At 57.9% G+C, this 21127-nt stretch carries 17 protein-coding genes; 10 read left to right on the plus strand and 7 right to left on the minus strand.

Translation table 11 applies throughout. The features are described 5' to 3' along the window. Positions 1-30 precede the first annotated feature (30 nt). Together bglA and aac(6') are read left to right on the plus strand one after the other, a co-directional pair. On the plus strand, positions 31-1695 hold the full coding sequence (bglA, locus tag ACQZ63_RS15690) for a beta-galactosidase BglA (protein WP_113556422.1): 1665 nt from the start codon (positions 31-33) through the stop codon (positions 1693-1695). Then, entirely contained in the window at positions 1692-2147 is a 456-nt protein-coding gene (aac(6'), locus tag ACQZ63_RS15695; RefSeq protein WP_041694482.1) for an aminoglycoside 6'-N-acetyltransferase, read from the plus strand. Before bglA ends, aac(6') begins: the two co-directional genes overlap by 4 nt. Before the next feature lie 253 nt (positions 2148-2400). On the opposite strand, the gene ade is transcribed toward aac(6'), so the two are convergent. Continuing rightward, a complete protein-coding gene (gene ade, locus ACQZ63_RS15700) occupies positions 2401-4095 on the minus strand; it encodes an adenine deaminase (RefSeq protein WP_113556421.1) in 1695 nt (564 codons plus the stop codon). Positions 4096-4371: 276 nt separating this feature from the next. On the opposite strand from ade, the gene ACQZ63_RS15705 reads away from it, so the two are divergent. Beyond that, complete coding sequence (locus tag ACQZ63_RS15705; protein ID WP_113556420.1) at positions 4372-5316, plus strand: HD-GYP domain-containing protein; 945 nt, start codon at positions 4372-4374, stop codon at positions 5314-5316. A gap of 76 nt (positions 5317-5392) precedes the next feature. On the opposite strand, the gene ACQZ63_RS15710 is transcribed toward ACQZ63_RS15705, so the two are convergent. Next, positions 5393-7582: an anthranilate synthase gene (locus tag ACQZ63_RS15710; protein ID WP_113556419.1), complete on the minus strand. Its 2190-nt coding sequence runs from the start codon at positions 7580-7582 to the stop codon at positions 5393-5395. Positions 7583-7864: 282 nt separating this feature from the next. Between ACQZ63_RS15710 and ACQZ63_RS15715 the strand changes: the two genes are divergently transcribed. After that, a complete protein-coding gene (locus tag ACQZ63_RS15715; protein ID WP_111796046.1) occupies positions 7865-8761 on the plus strand; it encodes an extensin-like domain-containing protein in 897 nt (298 codons plus the stop codon). 55 nt (positions 8762-8816) lie between these two features. Here the strand turns inward: ACQZ63_RS15715 and ACQZ63_RS15720 are convergent, their stop codons facing one another. Beyond that, positions 8817-11057 (minus strand): TonB-dependent hemoglobin/transferrin/lactoferrin family receptor, encoded by a 2241-nt coding sequence (locus ACQZ63_RS15720; RefSeq protein ID WP_113556418.1) that lies wholly within the window; start codon positions 11055-11057, stop codon positions 8817-8819. Positions 11058-11415: 358 nt separating this feature from the next. On the opposite strand from ACQZ63_RS15720, the gene ACQZ63_RS15725 reads away from it, so the two are divergent. Continuing rightward, complete coding sequence (locus ACQZ63_RS15725; RefSeq protein ID WP_013636634.1) at positions 11416-11937, plus strand: TIGR00645 family protein; 522 nt, start codon at positions 11416-11418, stop codon at positions 11935-11937. Positions 11938-12037: 100 nt separating this feature from the next. Beyond that, complete coding sequence (locus ACQZ63_RS15730) at positions 12038-12754, plus strand: helix-turn-helix transcriptional regulator (protein WP_013636633.1); 717 nt, start codon at positions 12038-12040, stop codon at positions 12752-12754. Between the two features lie 26 nt (positions 12755-12780). Here ACQZ63_RS15730 and ACQZ63_RS15735 read toward each other — a convergent pair whose 3' ends face one another. The 3 genes from ACQZ63_RS15735 to ACQZ63_RS15745 form a co-directional block, all read right to left on the minus strand. After that, a complete protein-coding gene (locus ACQZ63_RS15735; protein WP_013636632.1) occupies positions 12781-13938 on the minus strand; it encodes a DUF2333 family protein in 1158 nt (385 codons plus the stop codon). A 238-nt stretch (positions 13939-14176) separates the two neighbouring features. Further along, positions 14177-14629: a pseudoazurin gene (locus ACQZ63_RS15740; protein ID WP_003513601.1), complete on the minus strand. Its 453-nt coding sequence runs from the start codon at positions 14627-14629 to the stop codon at positions 14177-14179. Between the two features lie 114 nt (positions 14630-14743). Further along, complete coding sequence (locus tag ACQZ63_RS15745) at positions 14744-15325, minus strand: thymidine kinase (protein WP_111798790.1); 582 nt, start codon at positions 15323-15325, stop codon at positions 14744-14746. 287 nt (positions 15326-15612) lie between these two features. On the opposite strand from ACQZ63_RS15745, the gene ACQZ63_RS15750 reads away from it, so the two are divergent. The 4 genes from ACQZ63_RS15750 to ACQZ63_RS15765 all read left to right on the plus strand — a co-directional run bounded on the left by ACQZ63_RS15750 (position 15613) and on the right by ACQZ63_RS15765 (position 19548). Continuing rightward, positions 15613-16515: a choline ABC transporter substrate-binding protein gene (locus ACQZ63_RS15750; RefSeq protein WP_233283658.1), complete on the plus strand. Its 903-nt coding sequence runs from the start codon at positions 15613-15615 to the stop codon at positions 16513-16515. A 293-nt stretch (positions 16516-16808) separates the two neighbouring features. After that, entirely contained in the window at positions 16809-17660 is an 852-nt protein-coding gene (gene choW, locus ACQZ63_RS15755; RefSeq protein ID WP_003513593.1) for a choline ABC transporter permease subunit, read from the plus strand. Next, on the plus strand, positions 17657-18703 hold the full coding sequence (gene choV / locus ACQZ63_RS15760) for a choline ABC transporter ATP-binding protein (RefSeq protein ID WP_003513591.1): 1047 nt from the start codon (positions 17657-17659) through the stop codon (positions 18701-18703). The genes choW and choV overlap by 4 nt, the downstream gene beginning before the upstream one ends. Positions 18704-19224: 521 nt before the next feature. Next, entirely contained in the window at positions 19225-19548 is a 324-nt protein-coding gene (locus ACQZ63_RS15765) for an ArsR/SmtB family transcription factor (RefSeq protein WP_003513586.1), read from the plus strand. 119 nt (positions 19549-19667) lie between these two features. Here ACQZ63_RS15765 and ACQZ63_RS15770 read toward each other — a convergent pair whose 3' ends face one another. Next, on the minus strand, positions 19668-20843 hold the full coding sequence (locus ACQZ63_RS15770; protein ID WP_065702294.1) for a DUF3095 domain-containing protein: 1176 nt from the start codon (positions 20841-20843) through the stop codon (positions 19668-19670). Positions 20844-21127 lie beyond the last annotated feature (284 nt).

Genomic DNA, 21127 nt, shown 5'->3' on the forward strand with positions numbered 1-21127 from the left:
CTCGGACCAACCCTCATCAGGAGATCGCTCATGCCGACAACCCATGCCCCGGTCCACAAATCCCAAGCGCAATCGGACTGGTGGAAGGGGGCGGTGATCTATCAGGTATATCCGCGATCCTTTCAGGATACGACCGGCGACGGTTACGGCGATCTTGCCGGGGTGACGAAGCGGCTGTCCTACATCGCCTCGCTCGGCGTCGATGCCATCTGGCTCTCGCCTTTCTTCACCTCTCCCATGGCCGATATGGGCTATGACGTATCCGATTATTGCAATGTCGATCCGATGTTCGGCACGCTTGCCGATTTCGATGCATTGATGGCCGAGGCGCACCGGCTGGGGCTGAAAGTCATCATCGACCAGGTGATTTCGCATACATCCGACAAGCATCCCTGGTTCGTGGACAGCCGTGCAAGCCGCATCAACAGCAAGGCGGACTGGTATGTCTGGGCCAATCCCAAACCGGATGGCACGGCGCCCACCAACTGGCTTTCCGTTTTCGGCGGGCCGGCATGGGAATGGGATGGCGTGCGCAAGCAATATTACATGCACAGCTTTCTCGCCTCGCAGCCGGATCTCAATTTTCACAATCCGGATGTTCAGGATGCGCTTCTGGAAACCGTACGGTTCTGGCTCGATCGCGGCGTGGACGGTTTTCGTCTCGATACCGTCAATCACTATTTCCACGACAAGCTGTTGCGCGACAACCCGCCGCTTTTGGACGACGAAAGCTTTGGTCTCGATGCGTCCGACGTCAATCCTTACGGCATGCAGGATCATCTCTACGACAAGACGCGGCCGGAAAACGTGGCCTTCCTCCAGCGCTTCCGCGCGCTTCTCGATGAATATGAGGGCCGCGCCACCGTGGGCGAGGTGGGGGACGGCGCACGCTCGCTGAAGACGGTCGCGGCCTACACATCCGGCAACGACAAACTCAACATGTGCTATACCTTCGATCTGCTTGGCCCGGATTTCAGCGCAAAACACCTGCGGGGCTCGGTTGAGACCTTTGGCAAGGTGGTGACGGATGGCTGGGTGTGCTGGGCTTTTTCCAACCACGATGTGGTGCGCCATCTGAGCCGGTTTTCCGAAGGCTCCGAGGAGCAGACGCGGGTTGCGAAGCTCGCCATCTGCGTTCTCGCCAGCCTACGGGGCTCGATATGTCTGTATCAGGGTGAGGAGCTGGGCCTGACCGAGGCCGAACTGGCCTTCGAGGATTTGCGTGACCCCTACGGCATTCGCTTCTGGCCCGCCTTCAAGGGGCGTGACGGGTGCCGCACGCCGATGGTGTGGGAAACCGGCAAGCCGAATGCGGGTTTTTCAAGCGCGGAAAAGCCGTGGCTGCCGGTGCCCTATGTCCACGCCATGCAGGCGGCGGATGCGCAGGAGCGCAGGCCGGACTCGGTTCTTAACCACTACCGCGCGGTCTTGTCCTTCCGCAAAACCCATGGAGCATTGCGCGACGGCGATATGGACTTCATCAAGACCAATCTCGATGTGCTGGCCTTCACGCGCCACAAGGGTGACGAAAAACTACTGTTCGTTTTCAACCTGACCCGTGAGGCGGTGGAATTTCCTGTCCCGAAGGGTATGGAGGTCACGGATATCCTGCCGATGCCGGGTTTTGAGCCGCTGTTCGACGCCGGAATCGTGAAGCTTGAGGGGTTGGACGTGTTTTGCGGGGTCGTCGCTTGAGCCTGCAATTTTCCATCAGGGACGCCGCAGCATTTCTGGATGACTGGTCCCTTTTGCGCCACCGTTTATGGCCCGATGCCTCTGTTGCCGAACACAGGGCGGAATTGCAGAACCTCTCCGACAACGACGCCGGTTTCATTGCCTATGATCTGGTCGGAATGGCGATTGGTTTTGCCGACGTCAGCCTCCGGCGGGATTATGTCAACGGATGCGATACATCGCCTGTTGCGTTTCTCGAAGGCGTTTATGTGGAGGAGGAATTCCGCGGTCAGGGCGTTGCCGCGGCATTGATCGCCGAGGTCACTCGATGGGCGATCAGCAAGGGTGTGAGCGAGCTTGCCTCCGATGCCGATATTGCCAATGTCGATTCACACCGCATGCACGCGGCGCTGGGGTTTGAGGAGACCGAACGGGTGGTTTATTTCCGCAAGCTGCTGCCATCGCATTCATGACTTGCCGATGCTGTAAGTCAGCCGATTTAGCAATCCGTCCGTTTCGCCTTGTCTGAACCGGCATTTTCATGCGGACGTCGCTCGGCTCTTTTATGCTTATTCCGGGAACTTGCGCCACGCCTATTTTGGCAGGGTCGCGGGCAAATATTATTACGTGACGTGGCCTGCAGAAACGAAAACCTGAGACGGCTCGCGCCGTCTCAGAAACGCGGCATAAGCAGATTACGCTGTTTCCAGCCGATAAACTCCATCGTCAGATCAGTGCAAACCGATCCACATCCACCATGCCCATGTCGGAAATCTTCAGGTGCGGGATGACGGGTAGCGGCAGGAAAGCCACCTGCAGGAAGGGCTCCTCGAGCGTCGTGCCGAGCGCATAGGCTGCCTTTCGCAGGGTGTGGAGCGTGTCTCGCACCGTTTCGTAAGGTTCGAGGCTCATCAACCCGGCAACCGGGAGCGCAATCTCGCCCGTCACCTTGCCGTCTTCGACCACCACGAAACCGCCCTTGATTTCGCCGAGCCGGTTGGCGGCCAGCGCCATGTCGTCCTCGTTAACGCCGACAACGCAGATATTGTGGCTGTCATGACCCACAGTGGAGGCGATGGCGCCCTTCTTCAGCCCGAAGCCCTGCACGAAGCCGTTGGCGTGGTTGCCGTTCTTGCCATGGCGCTCGATGACGGCGACCTTGATGATGTCGTTTGCGAGATCGACAGTCGTCTGGTTGCCGTCCGTCGGCAGCGTGTAGCGGCGATGTTCGGTGATGATCTTGCCGGGGAGCACGCCCATCACCGGGGTCTCGCCTTGCGCGACCGGCACGCCGAAATGGGCGGCGAGCACGGGTCTTGCCTTGACGCTGTCAAGACCGACGGGCGCGACCGGCTTGCGGGTGGCAAACAGCGCGTCATCGACGATACGGCCGCCGGAGAAGACCATGCCGGCCTTGCAGTTCTGCAAGGTGTCGATCACCACGAGGTCGGCGCGCCAGCCCGGTGCGATAAGACCGCGATCGCGCAGGCCGAAGGCCTTTGCGGCGGAAATCGAGGCGGCGCGGTAGATGGCGAGCGGTTCCACGCCGTTGGCGATTGCAGTGCGGATCATATAATCGAGATGACCCTGTTCGGCGATGTCGAGGGGGTTGCGGTCATCGGTGCAAAGCGCAAGATAAGGCGACAGACGCTCGGTGATAACAGGCATCAGGGCGTGCAGGTCTTTTGAGACCGAGCCTTCGCGCACGAGAATATGCACGCCCTTGCGGATCTTTTCCAAAGCCTCGGCAGCACTGGTGCACTCATGTTCGGTGCGGATGCCGGCTGCCAGATATCCGTTCAGCGCCGTTCCCGACAGAAGCGGCGCGTGTCCGTCGATATGCTGTCCCTGAAAGGCTTCGAGTTTTGCCATGCATACCGGGTCTTTGTGGATGACACCCGGAAAATTCATGAATTCGGCAAGGCCGATAACCTTCGGATGATCACGGAACGGCAGCAGTTTTTCGATCGGCAGATCGGCGCCCGAGGTTTCCAGATGGGTTGCGGGCACGCAGGACGAGAGCTGCACGCGGATGTCCATGATGGTTTCCATGGAACTGTCCAGGAAGAACCGAAGCCCCTCCGCGCCCAGAACATTGGCGATCTCATGCGGGTCGCAGATGGCGGTGGTAACGCCGTAGGGCAGAACGCAGCGGTCGAATTCGTGCGGCGTGACCAGCGATGATTCGATGTGGAGATGGGTATCGATGAAACCTGGAACGACGATTTTCCCGGAAATGTCGATTTCCCGGCGACCCTTGTAGCTTTCGCAAGTTCCAACGATGGTATCGCCGCAGATGGCGATGTCGGAGGCAACAAGTTCTCCAGTTACGAGGTCGAAGAATCGTCCGCCCTTGAGAACTATATCTGCCGGTTCACGGCCCGTACCCTGATCGATGCGCGTTTCAAGTTTCGAATTCATGCGGCTTTTCTTCGGCTCCTGGTTTACGTCGTTCGCGAGAATTTTCAGTATTTACATTCTTAGGTTGTTTCTTGACTTAATCGAATTGATTCTTTGCGTTTTAAATATATCCAGAGTAAAAAATTTTCATATTCGTGCTATCTTATGTTTAAGTTCCAAAATTGAACAATGTTAGGAATGCGTAACTTACCCTTGCAGGGATACCGGTTGGTTCCGGTCTTTTCAGCATTTGCCAGCGGAGGTTACCATTCCCGGGAAGGAAAATAAAAGCGTCTGATGCTCAAACGAATTTCTACCCAGCAATTGACGGTTGGCATGTTTATCGAAGCGGTCGAGGGAGCGCTTTCGAACAGCGAATTTTTGCAGCGATATCGATTTCTTCTGCGCCATGAAGAGTTGATGCGTCAATTGAAATTGAGCGGCGCTGAAAGCATCATCATCAATACGGCCAGGGGAAACGATGTCGAGGGTAGGCCGTACTCTGGAAACGTCCCGCCGCGATTAAACAATGGCCCCGAAACCATGGCTGCCATCACCCATGCCGTGCGCTCCGCCGCCGATGCCATTGCCGAGACATTTGCCGTTGCCGAAGCCGGTGGCTGCGTGTCGCTCAAGGGCATGACAGCGGCGGCCGGCAAGATTTCCGATGCGGTCCAGTCGAACCCGGCGATTTTCATCGGCGTTACCCGGTTGAAGTCGAAGGACGAGACGACCTTCGTACATTCGGTTTCCGTCAGCGGGTTGATGATCCATTTTGGCAATTATCTCGGGCTGGACAAGGAAACGGTCGATCTGCTCGGCATCAGCGGCCTGCTGCACGATATCGGCAAGGTGGAAATTCCTTCGTCGATCCTCAACAAGGCGGAAGGTTTAAGCGCCACCGAGCGGGAAATCATCAATCTTCATCCAACGTTTGGCCGGGATATCTTGTCTCGCAACCAGCAGATGCCGGCCATGGTTCTGGATGTCTGCTTCAATCATCACGAGCGCATTGATGGCGGCGGTTATCCCAGCGGCTGCGCCGGAAACGAGATCAGTCTTTACGCGCGCATTGCGGCGATCTGCGATGTCTATGACGCCGTAACCTCGGTTCGGCCCTACAAGAAGCCGTGGACGGCAAACGAAGCGCTGACGTGGATGTTGCGCCGGGAAGGCCACTTCGACATGCAACTTTTGAAGAAATTCGCGCTGTGCATTTCCACATCGCTGCCGCGTAGCTAGGCAGCAAGCGATCTCGAAGTCGCGCTGTTTGAGGCTTGCCCGGCGGCGCCGAAGTGACGCCGCCGATGCAGGATGTTTACGCTGCCTTGGTTTTCGCCTTGCGGGTCAGATGCACCACGACGTTCTCGATCATGCGCATGCCGGCATCCTGGCCGAGAGTCATGATCGATTCCGGGTGGAACTGCACGGCGGCTACCGGTTCCTTGGCGTGTTCGATGCCCATGATCGTGCCGTCTTCACTTTCAGCGGTGATGATGAAATCACGCGGAAGGGTGGAAGGGTCGGCGAAGATCGAGTGGTAGCGACCGACGGTCACTTCCTTGCCGAGACCGGAGAAGACCAGGCCTGGCTCCAGCACGCGGATGCGTGAGGGCTTGCCGTGCATTGGTACCGCAAGTTGGCGAAGTTCGCCGCCATAGGCTTCCGCCAGCGCCTGAAGACCGAGGCACACGCCGAAGATCGGCAGCTCGCGGGCGCGGGCGGCCTTGATCGTCGCCTTGCAGTCGAAATCCGTCGGGCTGCCCGGTCCGGGCGAAAGCACGACGAGATCGGGCTGGAAGCGGTCGAAGACCTCCGCTGCGACCGGCGTTCTGACGGTGGAAACTGTGGCACCCGTCTGACGGAAATAATTCGCCAGCGTGTGCACGAAACTGTCTTCGTGATCGACCAGCAGGATTTTGACGCCGGTACCGACCTTGGCGGCATCGCGCTTGGTGGCGGCCGAGTTTGTGGCTTTTGCATCGCGAATGGCCGCGATCATGGCGGATGCCTTCAGTTCGGTTTCGGCTTCTTCTTCCTGCGGATTGGAATCATTGAGAAGCGTCGCACCGGCGCGGACTTCCGCGATGCCATCCTTGATACGGATGGTGCGCAGCGTAAGCCCGGTATTCATGTCGCCGTTGAAACCGACCATGCCGATTGCACCGCCATACCAGGCGCGCGGGCTCTTTTCATGGCTTTCAATGAAGCGCATGGCCCAGAGCTTCGGTGCGCCGGTGACGGTGACGGCCCAGGCGTGGCTGAGGAAGCCATCGAAGGCATCCATGTCGTCGCGCAGACGGCCCTCGATGTGGTCGACCGTGTGGATGAGGCGCGAATACATCTCGATCTGGCGGCGGCCGATGACCTTCACCGAACCCGGCTCGCAGACGCGGCTCTTGTCGTTGCGGTCCACATCCGAGCACATGGTCAGTTCGGACTCGTCCTTCTTCGAATTCAGCAGCTTCAGGATCTGCTCGCTGTCGGCAATCGGGTCGTCGCCACGCTTGATGGTGCCTGAAATCGGGCAGGTCTCAATGCGACGGCCGGAGACGCGCACGAACATTTCCGGCGAAGCACCGACCAGATATTCCTGATGACCGAGATTGATGAAGAAGGAATAGGGCGAAGGGTTGATCGCCTTCAGGCGGCGGGAGATCGCCGATGGATTGCTTTCGCAGCGCTCCATGAACTTCTGGCCGGGAACGACCTCGAACAGATCGCCGCGTCGGAAGCTTTCCTTGGCCTTCACCACCAGCTCGGAATATTCGCCTGGACGGTGATCGCCCTTGGGCGGGATCGTGTCGGTGGTCTTGAAGGGATCGGGCGCGATCTCTGAGGACCTGCCGTCCGTCGTTACACCGTCCTTCTCGAAATCGTAACGGTCGATCCAGGCCTTGGCGGAATAATGGTCCACGACGAGAATTTCGTCGGGCAGATACAGCACCATGTCGCGCTGGTCTTCCGGGCGCGCGAGCGAAAGCTTGATCGCGTCGAACTGGAAAGCGAGATCGTAACCGAAGGCGCCGAACAGGCCGATGGCCGAATCCGCATTCGAATAGAACAGGTCGACGATGGCGCGCAGCGCCGTGAAGACGGTCGGGATTTTCGAGCGTTCTTCTTCTGTAAAGACGCGGTCCGGCTCGTTGACCGTGAGGTCGAGACGGCGGACGGAGGATGCGCCCAGCGTCAGATCGGGCGTCGCCTTCAGCTTTTCGGTGATGAGGTCGAGCAGCACTTCGCCGCGGCCGTTATAGGCTTCGATCCACATCTGGCGACCGAAGCAGGAAATGCCGAGCGGCGGATCGATGATGGCCGTATCCCAGCGCGTGTAGCGGCCCGGATATTCGTAGTTGGACGAGAAAACCGCGCCGCGATGGGCATCGAGCTTTTCGATGTAGTTGTCGATGGCGCTGGCATATTCGGCGGCGCGACGCTTTCGGCTGACCTTTATGCCGCCTTTCGTCTCGTAGGTTTCCGCTCCGTCATCCTGAATGATCGTTACCATTTCTTTCGCACTTCCCGTTTTTCAGGCCCGATGACAGGCGGCAGAATAACAAAAAAGCCGCCTGAAAATTCGGGCGGCTTGGACTTTGTCTGAAGACATGACTGGTCAAGGCCGCGTAAAGCTGCTCCACCACCAGTTAGCAATGTTCATAGACACGATGTTCATGGGAAAATTGTTAGCCTGCACAATTCGCCTTGGCAAGCGGATTCCGGCGACGGAATGAACCTTACCGGCGCGAGTTGCGTTCCTGTCCTGCCGAAACAGTCAGGAGTGCCCCGGAAAATGCTTCATCGCCTGTGTCTTCTGATGACGAGTCTCGCCCTTATTTCCGCTTCCGAACCGCCGCCACAGGTGCCGGTGCCACAGCCGAAGCCTGGCGAACAGCAAGCACCTGCCACAACGGAAAAGCCGGCCGATAAGGGCGCGCAAACGCCCGAAGACACACCGAAACCGACCCCCAAGCCGCAACCGCCTGAAGAAGGAAAATCCGACGCGGAAGGGAAGGGTGCCGAGGACAAGAAGAAAGACGACAAGGGGCAAAACGGCGGTGAGACGGTAGCTCCGGCTGTCGAAGCAACGAAACCCGAGGAAAAACCGCCGGAGCCTGTGAAGCCGGAAGACCCGGCAGAGCTTCAGGCCTGCCTTGGCGCATTGAAGGAAATCGGCGCGGAATTCAAAGAGCTCGAGCCGATCCGCGACGAAGAGCAGGGGTGCGGTATCGAAGCGCCGATCGAGCTTTCCGTGGTGCTGCCGGGCATCAAGCTTGAACCATCTGGCACCATGCGCTGCGAAACTGCCCTTGCGCTATCGCGCTGGACAAAGGAGATGATGCTGCCGGCTGCGGCTCTCGCCCTGCCGGACAAAAAGGTAACGGCGATTGCCAATGCCTCGACCTATATTTGCCGCAACCGCAACAGTGCCGAAACCGGCAAGATTTCCGAACATGCCAAGGGCAATGCTGTCGATATTTCCACCATTTCCTTTGACAAGGGCGATCCGCTGGTGATGAAGCCGCGCGGCGAGGATGGAACGGTGGAAGGTGCCTTCCAGCGGACGATTACAGCCGCCGCCTGCCTGTTCTTCCGCACCGTTCTTTCCCCCGGCAGTGACGCGACCCATCAGGATCACCTGCATCTCGACGTGCTGGAGCGAAAGGGAGGTTATCTCTACTGCCGCTGATAAAAAGGGGGCGACCCGAAGGCCGCCCCGACTGAAGATGACGTTCCGACCGGGTTTAGAATTTCTGGGTCAGAGAGATTTTGAAGGTGCGTCCCGCTTCCGTATAGAAGTCGACAGGCTGGTTGACGGTACTGACGGCATTGGGGTTGACGTCACGAACGCCGACGGCGTTCCAGTATTGCTTGTCGAACAGGTTGTAGACGCCGGCCTGAATACGCAGGCCCTTGGTCTGTTCCGGCTCCCACCAGCCGGTCAGGTTGAAGATGCCGTAACCGGGTGCGTCGTAGGTTGTGGCCACCTTGTCGTCACGCATATGCGAGGAGAAGATGCCGGTGAATTCCGTGCCCCAAGTCTCCTGTGCGTAGCCGACGCCGAGGACGGACTTGAACGGCGCCACCGTGCGGATGAATTCGTTGCTGTCTGTGTCTTTGCCATAAGCATAAGCAAGCGACGCATGGGCGAAGAAGCCGTTTGCGAGTTCCTTACGGACCTTGGCTTCCACGCCGGAGATTTCAACATTGTTGCGGTTGCGATAGGTGAAGAGCGATCCGTTGCCCCTGCCGCCGAAGCCGGGGAACAGCGTCGTCGAGGTCGTGTATTGCTCGATGAAGTTCTTGTACTTGTTGTGGAACAGCGTCAGGCTCCCCGTCAGATCGCCGGATGCGTAATTGGCGCCGATTTCAAAGCCGTTGCTGGTTTCGGGGTTGAGCGCGGAGTTGCCGACCACGGCATAACCCGAGCTGATATTCGAGAAGTTCAGATAAAGCTCGTTGATGGTCGGAGCGCGATAGGCCATCGACCATTGTGCGAAGAGCTGCAATTCCGGTGTCACGTCGTATGTCGCGAGCAGCTTCGGCGAGAAGCGCGAACCGCTATTGCCGCTTGGCAGGCCGAAGGTGTTGTAACCGCTGTTGCTGGATACCGAGCCATCCGGATCGTAATCGTAGGAATCGAAGCGCAGGCCGGGGGTCAGCCGGAAACCGTTTCCAAACGCGATTTCGTCATCGAGATAGAGGCCAAGGCTCTTGCCGCTCACGTCAGGCATGTCCGACTGTGACGATGAGGTCACTCCGCCTGTGTTGGCATAAAGTGCCTGGCTGAAATCGGTTGTCATGGCGTTGCCGCCGAAGCGCACGGTGTGCTGCACGCCGCCGAGTTCGAAGCCGGATTCAAGGCCGCCGACGATGCCGAAAGCGCTGTTGCGCATGCTGTCTTCGCGGATATAGAGCGAGTTGTTGGTCAGCCGGTTGCCAGCGCCGGATTCCTTGGAGAGGCGCGTCCAGTAGAGCGACAGATTGGCTGCATCGATCAGGCTGTCTGTCGACGGCGCTTCATATTCGTAATCAAGCGATACGCGGTCGCGCTCCGTAACCTCGTAGCCGCTGTAGTCACCAATCCGGTAAGTCGATCCCGATACGCTGACGCCTTGCAGGGTTCGCATGTCGCTGCGATCTCTCAATGAATAACGCTCGGCCGTAAGTCCGATGCGGTGGCCGCCTTCCAGATCCTGGCGGATCTTGAACATCAGGTTGCTTTCGTAGGTATCTGCCGGGTTGGGCTTGGTGCGGCGGGTTCCGTAGATATCGGCGAAGCCCTTATTGTCCGTTTCGTTGCCGCGCTTGTAGGAGCCCTGGAACAGAACCGAGGTGTTTTCGATCTTCTTTGCAACGGCGAGCGATCCGCCGACGCTTCTGTCCTCGCTGTCATAGGTGGTCTTGGCAACACCGCCCCAGTCCTTGCCTTCACCGATCAGGTCTTCCGGCTCAAGCGTGCGCAGAACGAGTGCGCCGCCAAGGGCGCCGGAACCGATGCGGCTGGAATCGGCGCCGCGTACAACGTCAACCGTGGAAAGCGATGAAAAATCAAAGCTCGAACTGGTATCACTCAGGGTCGTCGTGGCCTGTCCCTGACGGGCGAAATTGTTGAAGAAGGGAACGGGAATATTGTCGATCAGGGTCACGACACGGGCGCCGCCCAGACCGCGAATGAACAGGCCGCCGGGCCTGCCGGGCTTGGCATCCACATAATCGACACCCGGCTCGGTGGAGTTTCCGAGGTCCTTGATGCTGCCGATGTCTTTCTTCCTGATGTCTTCCGCCGTCGTCTGGCTTGCAAGCGGTGTGTCGGCGGCTGCATTCGCGCTTTTGACGCGCTTGCCCTTGACCACGATCTTCTCCAGCGTGGTGGTGTCGTTGGTCTGCGACGCGGCATCCTGCGATTGCGCAGGTCCGGCAAAGGGCAGAAGAGACATGGCAGTGCACAAAAACAGCGCCGAATGTGTGCGCGAGATGGACATTAAATACCCCCGGATAGGCGCGCGCAGAAGCTATGGCGCGCAAAAACGCGCCGCGCTTGCTGTCGCGGCTGAAACTGTTTTGATTTGTTACGGGCAAGCCGATTGCTGAGGACTAAAAAACATGATCATAACTGTCAACATATTATATATGACTTTTATCATCATGTTTTAAAGCATAACGGTGCGTGGCAAAAATGTGACGCCCCGTGAGACTGCATCCGGACCGGTGGAGAGGCCCGAAAATGCCGGGTTCCGGCCAAAGTCCCGACATTGACGCTTGCTAGGATATTCGCAGCCAGTTTAGATGGCGGAAGAATGCATGCTCCAACAATATACAAAAAAGTAATCGGATACGGAAATGAAGTCACTTGAACTGCTCGTCGAGCGGATCATTCTCTCCAGCCGCTGGCTGCTCGTCGTGTTTTATCTCGGGCTCGTCGCGGCGCTGGCGGTTTATGCATTTTCCTTCGTGCTGAAATTCCTGAAGGTCGCCAAAAACGTTTTCACTTACGACGAATCGGACATGATCCTCGCCATGCTTGGGCTGATCGATGCGGCGTTGGTCGCGAGCCTTATCGTCATGGTGATGATCTCCGGCTATGAGAATTTCGTCAGCCGTTTCGATGAGGCGGATGACGAGGTTTCATTTTTGGGCAAGCTTGATGCCGGCAGCCTGAAAATCAAGGTCGCATCGTCGATTGTGGCGATTTCGTCGATCCACCTGCTACAGATATTCCTCAACGCCAGTCAGTATACGGACAGCCAGTTGATGTGGTTCACCATCATCCATCTGGCCTTTGTCGTCTCGGCGGTCATGCTCGGTTTCCTGGAGAAATTGATGGCCAAGCCGAAGGATAAACCCGAAAAACCGGCACTTTAGTCAAGGTGGTCCGCCCGATATGAAGGTTGCAACACTGTTTGCCCATGCCGCCTGGTCGTCGCTTCTGGGTGTCCTGCGCCCACCGCCGGGTGGCGCCTGAATGCCGAAGACGGAGCGCCAGGCCAGACTTTGCCGCGACCTTTCGGCTGCCATTGACAGACCCCAATGGCTGGCGGCGCTGCAGCAGGTGATGCAGGCGTTCAGTTATTCCTACGTGACGTTGCTGAAGCTGCCGAGCATTCGCAATGCCTACGCCCTGCCGATAGTGGTGGAAAGCAGCCTGCCGGTGTGGGTGGTGAATGCGATGACCCGGGACGGTGAACTTGCAGATTGTCCCGTCATAAAGCGCGGCGCTTCATCGATGATGCCGCAATACTGGTCTCTTGACGATAAGGACATCAACTGCGGCTCGCTGTTGGAAGTCTCAACCCTGCTGCGAGGCATGGGAATCACTTCCGGTCTTCTGGTGCCGGTGAACGGCATGGACGGAAACCGGCATCTGATGAATTTCGCGGGCGATTGCGATGTCCTGTCGCAGGGTTCGCTGAACGAGCTGTGCATGATCGCCCTTCACGCCCTGGAGGCCTATGACCGGCTTTGTCGTGCAGGCTCAAAACTCCCCTCACCACTGACGAAGCGGGAACTCGACGTGGTTCGCTGGACTGCGCAGGGCAAGACCTCCGTGGAGATTGCCGAGCTTCTGTCCATCTCGGAGCACACCGTCAATACCTATATGAACAACGCCATTCGCAAGCTGGATTGCGTCAACCGCGCGCAGCTGGTGGCCAAGACAATACGCCTTGGCCTGATAAGCTGATTTTCATGCCGGTCCAAGCCGTTGACTTACCTGTCGAGAACGGAGCGGAGCTCGACGAGGTTGGAGCGAACGCGCAGAACGTAAAATCCCATGGTGGCAAGGTGCGAGGGCATGATCCAACCGCTTTCGTCGCCGTTGGAAATGATTGCCGGCTGGATGCGTAGCGCCGCACGGGTCTGCCCCAGGGTGTCATTCCACAGATTGGTCAGATTGCGTTCGCGAATAACCTGCGCGAAGTCCGATCCGGCTGCCGACAGCACGCCGTAATAACCATAGAGCTGGCCATAGGCGAACCAGAAACGGTCGTCCGCGCGAGTGTCGAACCAGCCGCCATTATAGTTTTCCGAACGCTCGCGCAGAATGGCCGATGTCGAGCCGATATCGCCGGCAATGCGGTCGATGAACTGGATGAGGTTATCGGCGCGGGTATCGAAGACGGCCTTGCAGGCGGTGAGTTCACCGTTAAATGCCTGGAAGCTGCGGATGGCGGCGCGATAGTAGCTCGGTGTCGGTGTTTTGGGGCCAAACGGATCGAGGCCGAAATACCAGGAATATTCGCTGAACTGCATGTTCCCGCGCGCTTCCTGGAGATTGTTGTTAATACCGGATGTTCCACGAACGCGACCGAGCGTATCCACCAGTTCCACCGCGGTGCGGCGCACCGCCTGGTTCACGCCGCGCTGGAAGGACGCCTTGTTGTCCAGAAATGGCGTGCTGTCCCAGTCCATGCCGAAAAGGCCGAGACGATAGAGCAGCATGGAGGAAATCCATGCATTCTGATTGACGTTGAAATCGGTGAGATCGGCGGCGGCATCGACGATAGCCGAGCGCTGGCATACCGGTGCGGAGGTGTTTGCCGCAGCACCGGTGGCGCCGGCGGCGGCCGTGGGTGTTGCAGCCGGCAATTCCTGCCCGGGCGGCACCGTGCGTTCGGCAAGCTTGTAACGGGAAATATAATCCGGGTCGAAATTCGTCCAGACCTGCGTTTGCCAGAAGAAGTATCCGTAAAAGCCGGCCAGAAGGATGAGCACCAGAGCGATCGGACCCTTGATGATCCAGTTGCGGTCGCGATACCAGCCGTGGGCGGCCATGAAAGGCCACAGAAGCCAGGCTACGACGAGACCGGCGGCCTTGCCGATGGCGTTGAAGGCTGCCTGAATCAAAGCGGTTATCCGGTCGATCATGTCGTCATAGTCTCCTCTGCCCGTGGGGCTGAACGCCGGAAGGAACAACCGCGGTTCGGCCATGCGCCTTTTGGCGCTTCGCAACAACCGCGGTCGTTTACTGTCTTCCAGATATGTCCCTACCCACGGGGATACAACATGATTGCGAAACTTTTCTCAACCTGCGGTCCGCGCGGGTCGTTCCCGTGTTCCGGAACTACGCGTGGAGCATGTATCGCCTGGACAAGGTGACAGGCGGTTACAGACCGAGTTTGGCAATTTCGGCGTCCAGCCGCTCCCGCGCCTTTTTCGGCAGCTTGCCGGTCTTTATGGCATCGAGATTGGCCGGTGCGGCATCGCCGACCACAACGAGGGCGACCATGCCCATGCCGAGATGCGGCGTGCATTTGACGACGTATGCACCGTCCTTCTCGACGGTCAGTTTCACCGTCTCGTTCATCTTGCCCTTGAAGTCCGCAACGCCCTCGGGAAGCATTTCCTTGACGGCAGCCGCATCATGACCCTTGTCGACGGGCACGAAGGAAATGACGTCGCCGACAGCTGCCTTGACGGTTGCCGGTTCAAAGACCATCGCCTGGCCATCGCTGCCCTTGTTGAGCATCTTCACCTCGATTTCGGCCGACAGGGCGGGAAAGGCAAGGAGGGCAGCAGCGATGGCAAGGCTGGCGACGGTGGCAGTTTTGTTGTGCATATCTTTTGCTCCTGAGAGAAAGCACATCCACGCGAATGTGTCCGCATGGTCTTAGCGCAGGAGCAGGGGAGCCATCCTTGCGAAAAATCAAATGCGGCAACCGGCCGCAGACGGTCAGTCGCCCTTGACCGTTTCGACCCAGTGGCGGCGGCAGAAGGAGACGTATTTTTCGTTGCCGCCGACATCGATCTGCGCGCCTTCCTTGACCACATTTCCTTCATTGTCGAAACGGGCGACCATCGTCGCCTTGCGGCCGCAATGGCAGATGGTGCGGATTTCGCGAAGCTCGTCGGCAATGGCGAGCAGTTCCCTGGAGGCCGGGAAAAGCTTGCCCTGAAAATCCGTGCGCAGGCCGTAGGCCATCACCGGAATGTTCAACCGGTCGGCAATACCGGCAAGCTGCCAGACATGGTGTTCGGACAGGAAGTTGGCTTCATCGATGAAAACGCAGGCAACGGGCGCTTCGGCATGCAGGGCCTCCACTTCGGAGAAGATATCGGTGTTTGCGTCGAAGGTCCGTGCGTCGGACGACAGGCCGATGCGTGACGCGACCCGGCCGAAGCCGGCCCGGTTGTCAAAGGCGGCCGTGAAAATCAACGTGCGCATGCCGCGCTCGTGATAATTATAGGATGCCTGTAACAACATGGTCGACTTGCCGGCGTTCATCGCCGCATAATTGAAATAGAGTTTTGCCATCGTCCACTCCCTGTACACCTTCGCGTCTTTTGACGGCGAAGGGTCGGGTTGAAAAGTGCCGCAACGGGAAAAACACAGATTTCCGCATGCCGCAGCTGTCCGTATCGCGGACTAAAAGGCCGGAGATTTTCATCGTCGTGTCGCAAACGGCGGGCCAAAGCACGCAAATGCACGCGAGTTGATTGTATCCGGCAGATATTGATAATGGCAAGGGAACGAAAAAAAGGGAGCAAGCGATGTTTGCAAATAGAAGTCGCTGTCTGGCTTTGGCCGCAGCAATCTCCGTCATGACGTTCAATGCAGCCGGCGCTGCGGAGCCGGCAAGTTGTGGCAAGGTTCGTTTTTCCGATGTGGGCTGGACCGACATCACTGCCACCACAGCGACTGCCACGGTGCTGCTGAAGAGCCTCGGTTATGAAACCGACGTCAAGCTTCTCTCGGTGCCCGTTACCTATACATCCCTGAAAAACAAGGACATCGACGTCTTCCTCGGCAACTGGATGCCGACCATGGAAGGCGATATCGCGCCTTACCGCGATGACAAGTCGGTTGAAACGCTGCGTGAAAACCTGACCGGTGCCAAATACACGCTGGCGACCAATGCCAAGGGTGCTGAACTCGGCATCAAGGATTTCAAGGATATCGCGGCCCATAGCGGCGATCTCGGCGGCAAGATCTACGGCATCGAGCCCGGCAATGACGGCAACCGCCTGATCCTCGACATGGTCGCCAAGGACACCTTCGGGCTGAAGAGTTTCGAGGTGGTAGAATCCTCCGAACAGGGCATGCTGTCGCAGGTTGCCCGCGCGGGGAAATCCGGCGAACCGATCGTGTTCCTCGGCTGGGAACCGCATCCCATGAATACGAATTTCAAGCTGACCTATCTGACCGGCGGTGACGAGGTTTTCGGCCCCAATCTCGGCGGTGCGACGATCTACACCAATGTCCGCAAGGGTTACACCGAGGAATGCCCGAATGTTGGCGTCTTTCTCAAGAACCTGGAATTCTCCCTGCCCATGGAAAACGAGATCATGGGCAAGATCCTGAATGATGGCCTCGAGGGCGAAGCGGCGGCGACTGCCTGGCTGAAGGCCAACCCGGCCGCGATCGAACCCTGGCTTGCCAACGTCAAGACCAAGGATGGCAGCGCTGACGCCTTGCCCGCCGTCAAGAAGGCCTTGGGCCTCTAGGTTGCAGACAACGCATGTATCCGGCCTAACCTTTTAAACAGGCCGGATACTGCAGGAAATTACGATGTCCTTTGCATGATCTCGGTCCGCGAATTTTTCTCGCATCCGGGGTCACGCGCGATCCCGGTGTCCGGCAATGCTGTTGCCGGCCGTCGTTTCTGCATTAGCGGCATTTCCGGTGAAACGGGATCACCTTCAATGCCTGTTCTTCTTATTTTTTTGCAATTCCGGGCCCAAAACCGTTACGCATTTTTACTGGAATTGCTCTGGTTCACGAAAGGTCTTGTCTTACCGTGGAATGGCTCAGCGCTCCTGAAAACCGCCTGCCCGTCGGCCGATATGCCAAGGAGGCCATTGACTGGCTGACCGGCAATCTCGCTTTTTTCTTCGATTGGCTTTCTTTCATTTTCCAAAGCGTCATTAACGCCCTGCTTTACGTTTTGCAGGCGCCGCATCCGCTGGTCATCGTCGCGATTGTGACGGCTCTTTCAGCCTGGACGAGGCGGTCGGTCGGCATGCCGGTCTTTACGGCGCTTGGTCTGCTGTTCATCATCAATCTCGGGTACTGGAAGGCGACGACGGAAACGCTGGCGCTCGTTCTTGCCTCCAGCGCGGTCTGCATGATCATCGGCATACCGCTTGGAATACTGGCTGCGCGGCGCAAGTGGATTTATGCCGGCATGCGCCCGGTGCTGGATTTGATGCAGACCATTCCGACCTTCGTCTATCTCATTCCGGCGCTAGTGCTGTTCGGCCTCGGCATGGTTCCCGGGCTTATCGCCACCGTCATCTTCGCCATTCCCGCGCCCGTGCGCCTGACCCGTCTCGGCATCGTTTCGACGCCGCCGGCGCTGGTAGAAGCGGCCATCGCCTTCGGTGCCACGCCGTCGCAGGTTCTGCGCAAGGTGGAGCTTCCCTTCGCTGCGCCGCAGATCATGGCAGGTCTTACCCAGACGATCATGCTTTCGCTCTCGATGGTGGTCATTTCCGCCCTCGTCGGAGCCAACGGCCTGGGGGTGCCGGTGGTACGCGCATTGAACACCGTCAACATCGCCATGGGCTTCGAAGCTGGGTTGTGCATCGTCATATTGGCGATCGTTCTCGACCGACTTTTCCGCCTTCCCGGCACGGAGCATGATCTATGAGTGATGCAATCATCTTCGGAAATGTCGATATCGTCTTCGGCGACCGGCCCGAGGCGGCGCTGGCGCTGATCGACAAGGGCAGCACGCGTGACGAGATAAACGAGCAGACCGGACTGGTCCTCGGCGTTGCGAATGCCTCGCTTTCGGTAAATGAGGGCGAGATACTCGTGCTCATGGGGCTTTCGGGCTCCGGTAAATCGACGCTGCTCAGGGCCGTTAACGGCCTGGCGCCTGTGGTGCGTGGCAATGTCAGCGTGAAGACGGCGTCCGGTTTTGTCGATCCCTATCGGGCGACGGCGAAGGCGCTGCGCGATCTGCGCATGCATACGGTTTCGATGGTCTTCCAGCAATTCGGCCTGCTGCCCTGGCGAAACGTTGCCGACAATGTCGGTTTCGGGCTGGAGCTTTCCGGGACGCCGGAAGCCGAGCGCAAGCGCATGGTGGCCGAGCAGCTTGAGCTGGTGAACCTGTCCGCCTGGGCTGACCGCAAGGTGGGGGAGCTTTCCGGCGGCATGCAGCAGCGCGTAGGGCTGGCGCGCGCCTTCGCAACCGGAGCGCCCATTCTCTTGATGGACGAGCCGTTCTCGGCGCTCGACCCGCTCATCAGAAGCCGCCTTCAGGACGAACTTCTGGAGTTCCAGAGCCGGTTGAAGAAAACCATCCTCTTCGTCAGTCACGATCTGGACGAGGCATTCCGCATCGGCAACCGCATCGCCATGATGGAGGGCGGGCGTATCATCCAGTGCGGCACGCCGCAGCAGATCGTCAAGCAACCGGCTACGCAATATGTCGCGGATTTCGTGCAGAACATGAACCCGATCTCCATGCTGACCGCCGCGGACGTGATGAAGCCAGGCGTGGACGAACAAAACGGCCGGTTGAACGTGGCCGCTACCGCCCGTCCGACATCGCCGCTGATCGATATCCTCGATGCGCTCTCGAAACATTCCGGCGCGATCGGTGTTGTCGATAATGGCGCAATTATAGGCACGATTTCCGCAGACGAAATTGTGACAGGCCTCACTCGCCACCGCAAGAAATGAGAAACACTCGCATTGGTCGAGAAAACGAAAGGCCTTCCTCCCCGGAAGGCCTTTTTGTATTACCTAATGCTGGTATAAAGAAAAAGAATACCCAAGACATTATAAGTTATGCATTAAAATAATTACGAATAAAAAGCATATTGCAAACTTTGAGAAAATTGCGCAAAGTAAAACTAGATTCTGTACCTCCTTGCTAAATTTAAGGTGGTGTAAGGTAGTGGTCACGAAGCCAGACATTGGAAGACAAGATTTGTGTGCTCAATTTTTGATTGTTTTTTGCTCCAAATACTACTGAGAATGTAGCAGTTTGTTGCTAAAATGACGAAAAACAGGCGAAAGTCTGAAAATTTGATCAAGATGTCCAGGTAAATGATCAATGAAGAATAGTCTTGGAGGGGGACACGATATAAGCAAGATTTAGGTATATACAACGTATCGACTGAATTATAAAAAACACCTTTTGGACCACCTATAATAGCCACCATGACGGTCTTCCGACTGTCATCAGGAGACTTGAGCGTATGGATAACCAATCTCTGTCGGAACATAGCATCGCCGCTGCAGACTTGCTCTCAGCGATGGCAAATCCCAAGCGCCTGATGATCTTGTGCACGCTGGTGGATACGGAAGTGCCGGTCGGTGTTCTCGCCTCCCAAGTTGGTCTCAGCCAGTCCGCGCTCTCGCAACATCTTTCGAAATTGCGTGCCCAGCGGCTGGTGAAAACAAGACGGGATGCTCAGACCATCTATTATTCCAGCAATTCCGAATCCGTCAAAAAAATCCTCGCTTCCCTCGAGGAGATTTATTGCCAGGTGCAGAAGAGCAGCAAGACTGCTGCCGCTTGATCTAACGGCCATCCCACGGCCCGGCGGTGCCATTCCGTTGAAACCGGCGCATGACGCCGGTTTTTTCTTTTTTTGGCGTCTGGCTCGCATGTAATGCGGTGAAAAGTCGCCCGCCCCACTCACGGCGAAGACGCAGCCTGTATCTGTTGCTTTAGCCGGCTTGCCGCAGCCGCATATCCACCGTCGGCACCATCGACGAAATGCATATGGTCCTTCGAAAGCGGGGAGGGCACGATACAGGTCATCAATGCGGCGTCCTGCTCGTGCAGGCCGAAATAGCAGGTGCCGGAGAGGCGCCCCAGCTCCAGCCGCGCACGGATCTTTTCGAGCCTCTCGGCGTCGATATCAACCGTCATTTTCAGGCCATCGTCGAATTTCCTGAAATCGGTGTTGCTGGCAACCGAGCGCCGATAGCGATCCGCATTAAACCGTCCGAGCGACAATCCCGTCATGCCTAGGAAATTCACGAGGAAGCTCTCGCCGAGAATGCGCAGCGAACGGCGCACCTTGCCCCAGCTATCGTGATAGGCCGCACCTGCCCTGGCTTCCAGACCGAGGCCTTCCCGCACGAAGCCCAGTTTCGGCCCATCCTCCGGCACGGGGTGGCCTTGTCTTGCGTCCTGCGTGGCCAGATCGACGAGATCGATGACCAGCTGGCGGAATGCCGGCATATCCAGTGAGGGTCCCGGCATGGCGATGATCGACACTACCTTGCCATGGGTTGCCGGAATGGGGTTCCAGCGGCACGAAAGGCCGGTCAGGTCCGGCCGACCGCCTGTCGCAACCGTAGGCAGGGCATATTGCCCCTCCTTCATCCGCGCCTCGGCCCAGCTGTTGCCGCCGCCCGAAAACATGGCGTAGGAAACATCCTCGCTTGCCTGAAAGCGCGCGACGCGCACATCGAAACCGTTGTTGCGTATGTCCTCCACCGGAACAAGCGCCACACGCATCGAAAGGTCGAGATCGTCCTTCACCCAGCGCTGCACGTTCGAAAGGGCGGTGCGCGCAAGGGGTATCCCGTTCGGTGGCACCGCAACGGCGGCTCCATCGCCACCGAACACGAAGGGCAGGTCGTGACGCCCGAGGCTGTTCGATATGCCTGAGATGACCGCAGCGCCCGCCATGTTGACGGACTTATATCTGCCGGTGCCGATCGCCCCTGTCGAATCGATGATATCGGCAATGGCCAGCGCCCATCCCGGCGGCAGGGCGCGATAAAGCGCCGGGTCGGCCACGTCCTCGAAATGTCGGAAGACGGGCAGACCCGTCAGAAATTCGTCATCTGCTGTTATCATGCCGCTATTATCCTCCTGCGGCGACCAAACGCCAAGCGTTTACGCCGTTGCGCTTGCCCGTTTCGATGACACGATCGAGGCTGGCCTGACGATAGATTTACCGCGAATAGACCTTATCCAGCAAAGGTGACTTGCATAAGCCATCAAACCTTCCGTATTAGTTGAAATGAAGGCTCGGAATTCAAAAATGGAACGGGTTTTCGCCGGGAGGCGTCCGCGAAGTTTCATTCGGTCGGCGCCCAAGGCGCTCATCGGGGCTGAGACCCCATTTCCAAGGAGACACC

The sequence above is a fragment of the Agrobacterium sp. CG160-95 genome (assembly GCF_053521725.1).

Coding starts and splice junctions, on each gene's coding strand:
- bglA (WP_113556422.1), top strand. CDS start 31: ATGCCGACAACCCATGCCCCGGTCCACAAATCCCAAGCGCAATCGGAC.
- ade (WP_113556421.1), bottom strand. CDS start 4,095: ATGAATTCGAAACTTGAAACGCGCATCGATCAGGGTACGGGCCGTGAA.
- ACQZ63_RS15705 (WP_113556420.1), top strand. CDS start 4,372: ATGCTCAAACGAATTTCTACCCAGCAATTGACGGTTGGCATGTTTATC.
- ACQZ63_RS15710 (WP_113556419.1), bottom strand. CDS start 7,582: ATGGTAACGATCATTCAGGATGACGGAGCGGAAACCTACGAGACGAAA.
- ACQZ63_RS15715 (WP_111796046.1), top strand. CDS start 7,865: ATGCTTCATCGCCTGTGTCTTCTGATGACGAGTCTCGCCCTTATTTCC.
- ACQZ63_RS15720 (WP_113556418.1), bottom strand. CDS start 11,057: ATGTCCATCTCGCGCACACATTCGGCGCTGTTTTTGTGCACTGCCATG.
- ACQZ63_RS15725 (WP_013636634.1), top strand. CDS start 11,416: ATGAAGTCACTTGAACTGCTCGTCGAGCGGATCATTCTCTCCAGCCGC.
- ACQZ63_RS15730 (WP_013636633.1), top strand. CDS start 12,038: ATGCCGAAGACGGAGCGCCAGGCCAGACTTTGCCGCGACCTTTCGGCT.
- ACQZ63_RS15735 (WP_013636632.1), bottom strand. CDS start 13,938: ATGATCGACCGGATAACCGCTTTGATTCAGGCAGCCTTCAACGCCATC.
- ACQZ63_RS15740 (WP_003513601.1), bottom strand. CDS start 14,629: ATGCACAACAAAACTGCCACCGTCGCCAGCCTTGCCATCGCTGCTGCC.
- ACQZ63_RS15745 (WP_111798790.1), bottom strand. CDS start 15,325: ATGGCAAAACTCTATTTCAATTATGCGGCGATGAACGCCGGCAAGTCG.
- ACQZ63_RS15750 (WP_233283658.1), top strand. CDS start 15,613: ATGACGTTCAATGCAGCCGGCGCTGCGGAGCCGGCAAGTTGTGGCAAG.
- choV (WP_003513591.1), top strand. CDS start 17,657: ATGAGTGATGCAATCATCTTCGGAAATGTCGATATCGTCTTCGGCGAC.
- ACQZ63_RS15765 (WP_003513586.1), top strand. CDS start 19,225: ATGGATAACCAATCTCTGTCGGAACATAGCATCGCCGCTGCAGACTTG.
- ACQZ63_RS15770 (WP_065702294.1), bottom strand. CDS start 20,843: ATGATAACAGCAGATGACGAATTTCTGACGGGTCTGCCCGTCTTCCGA.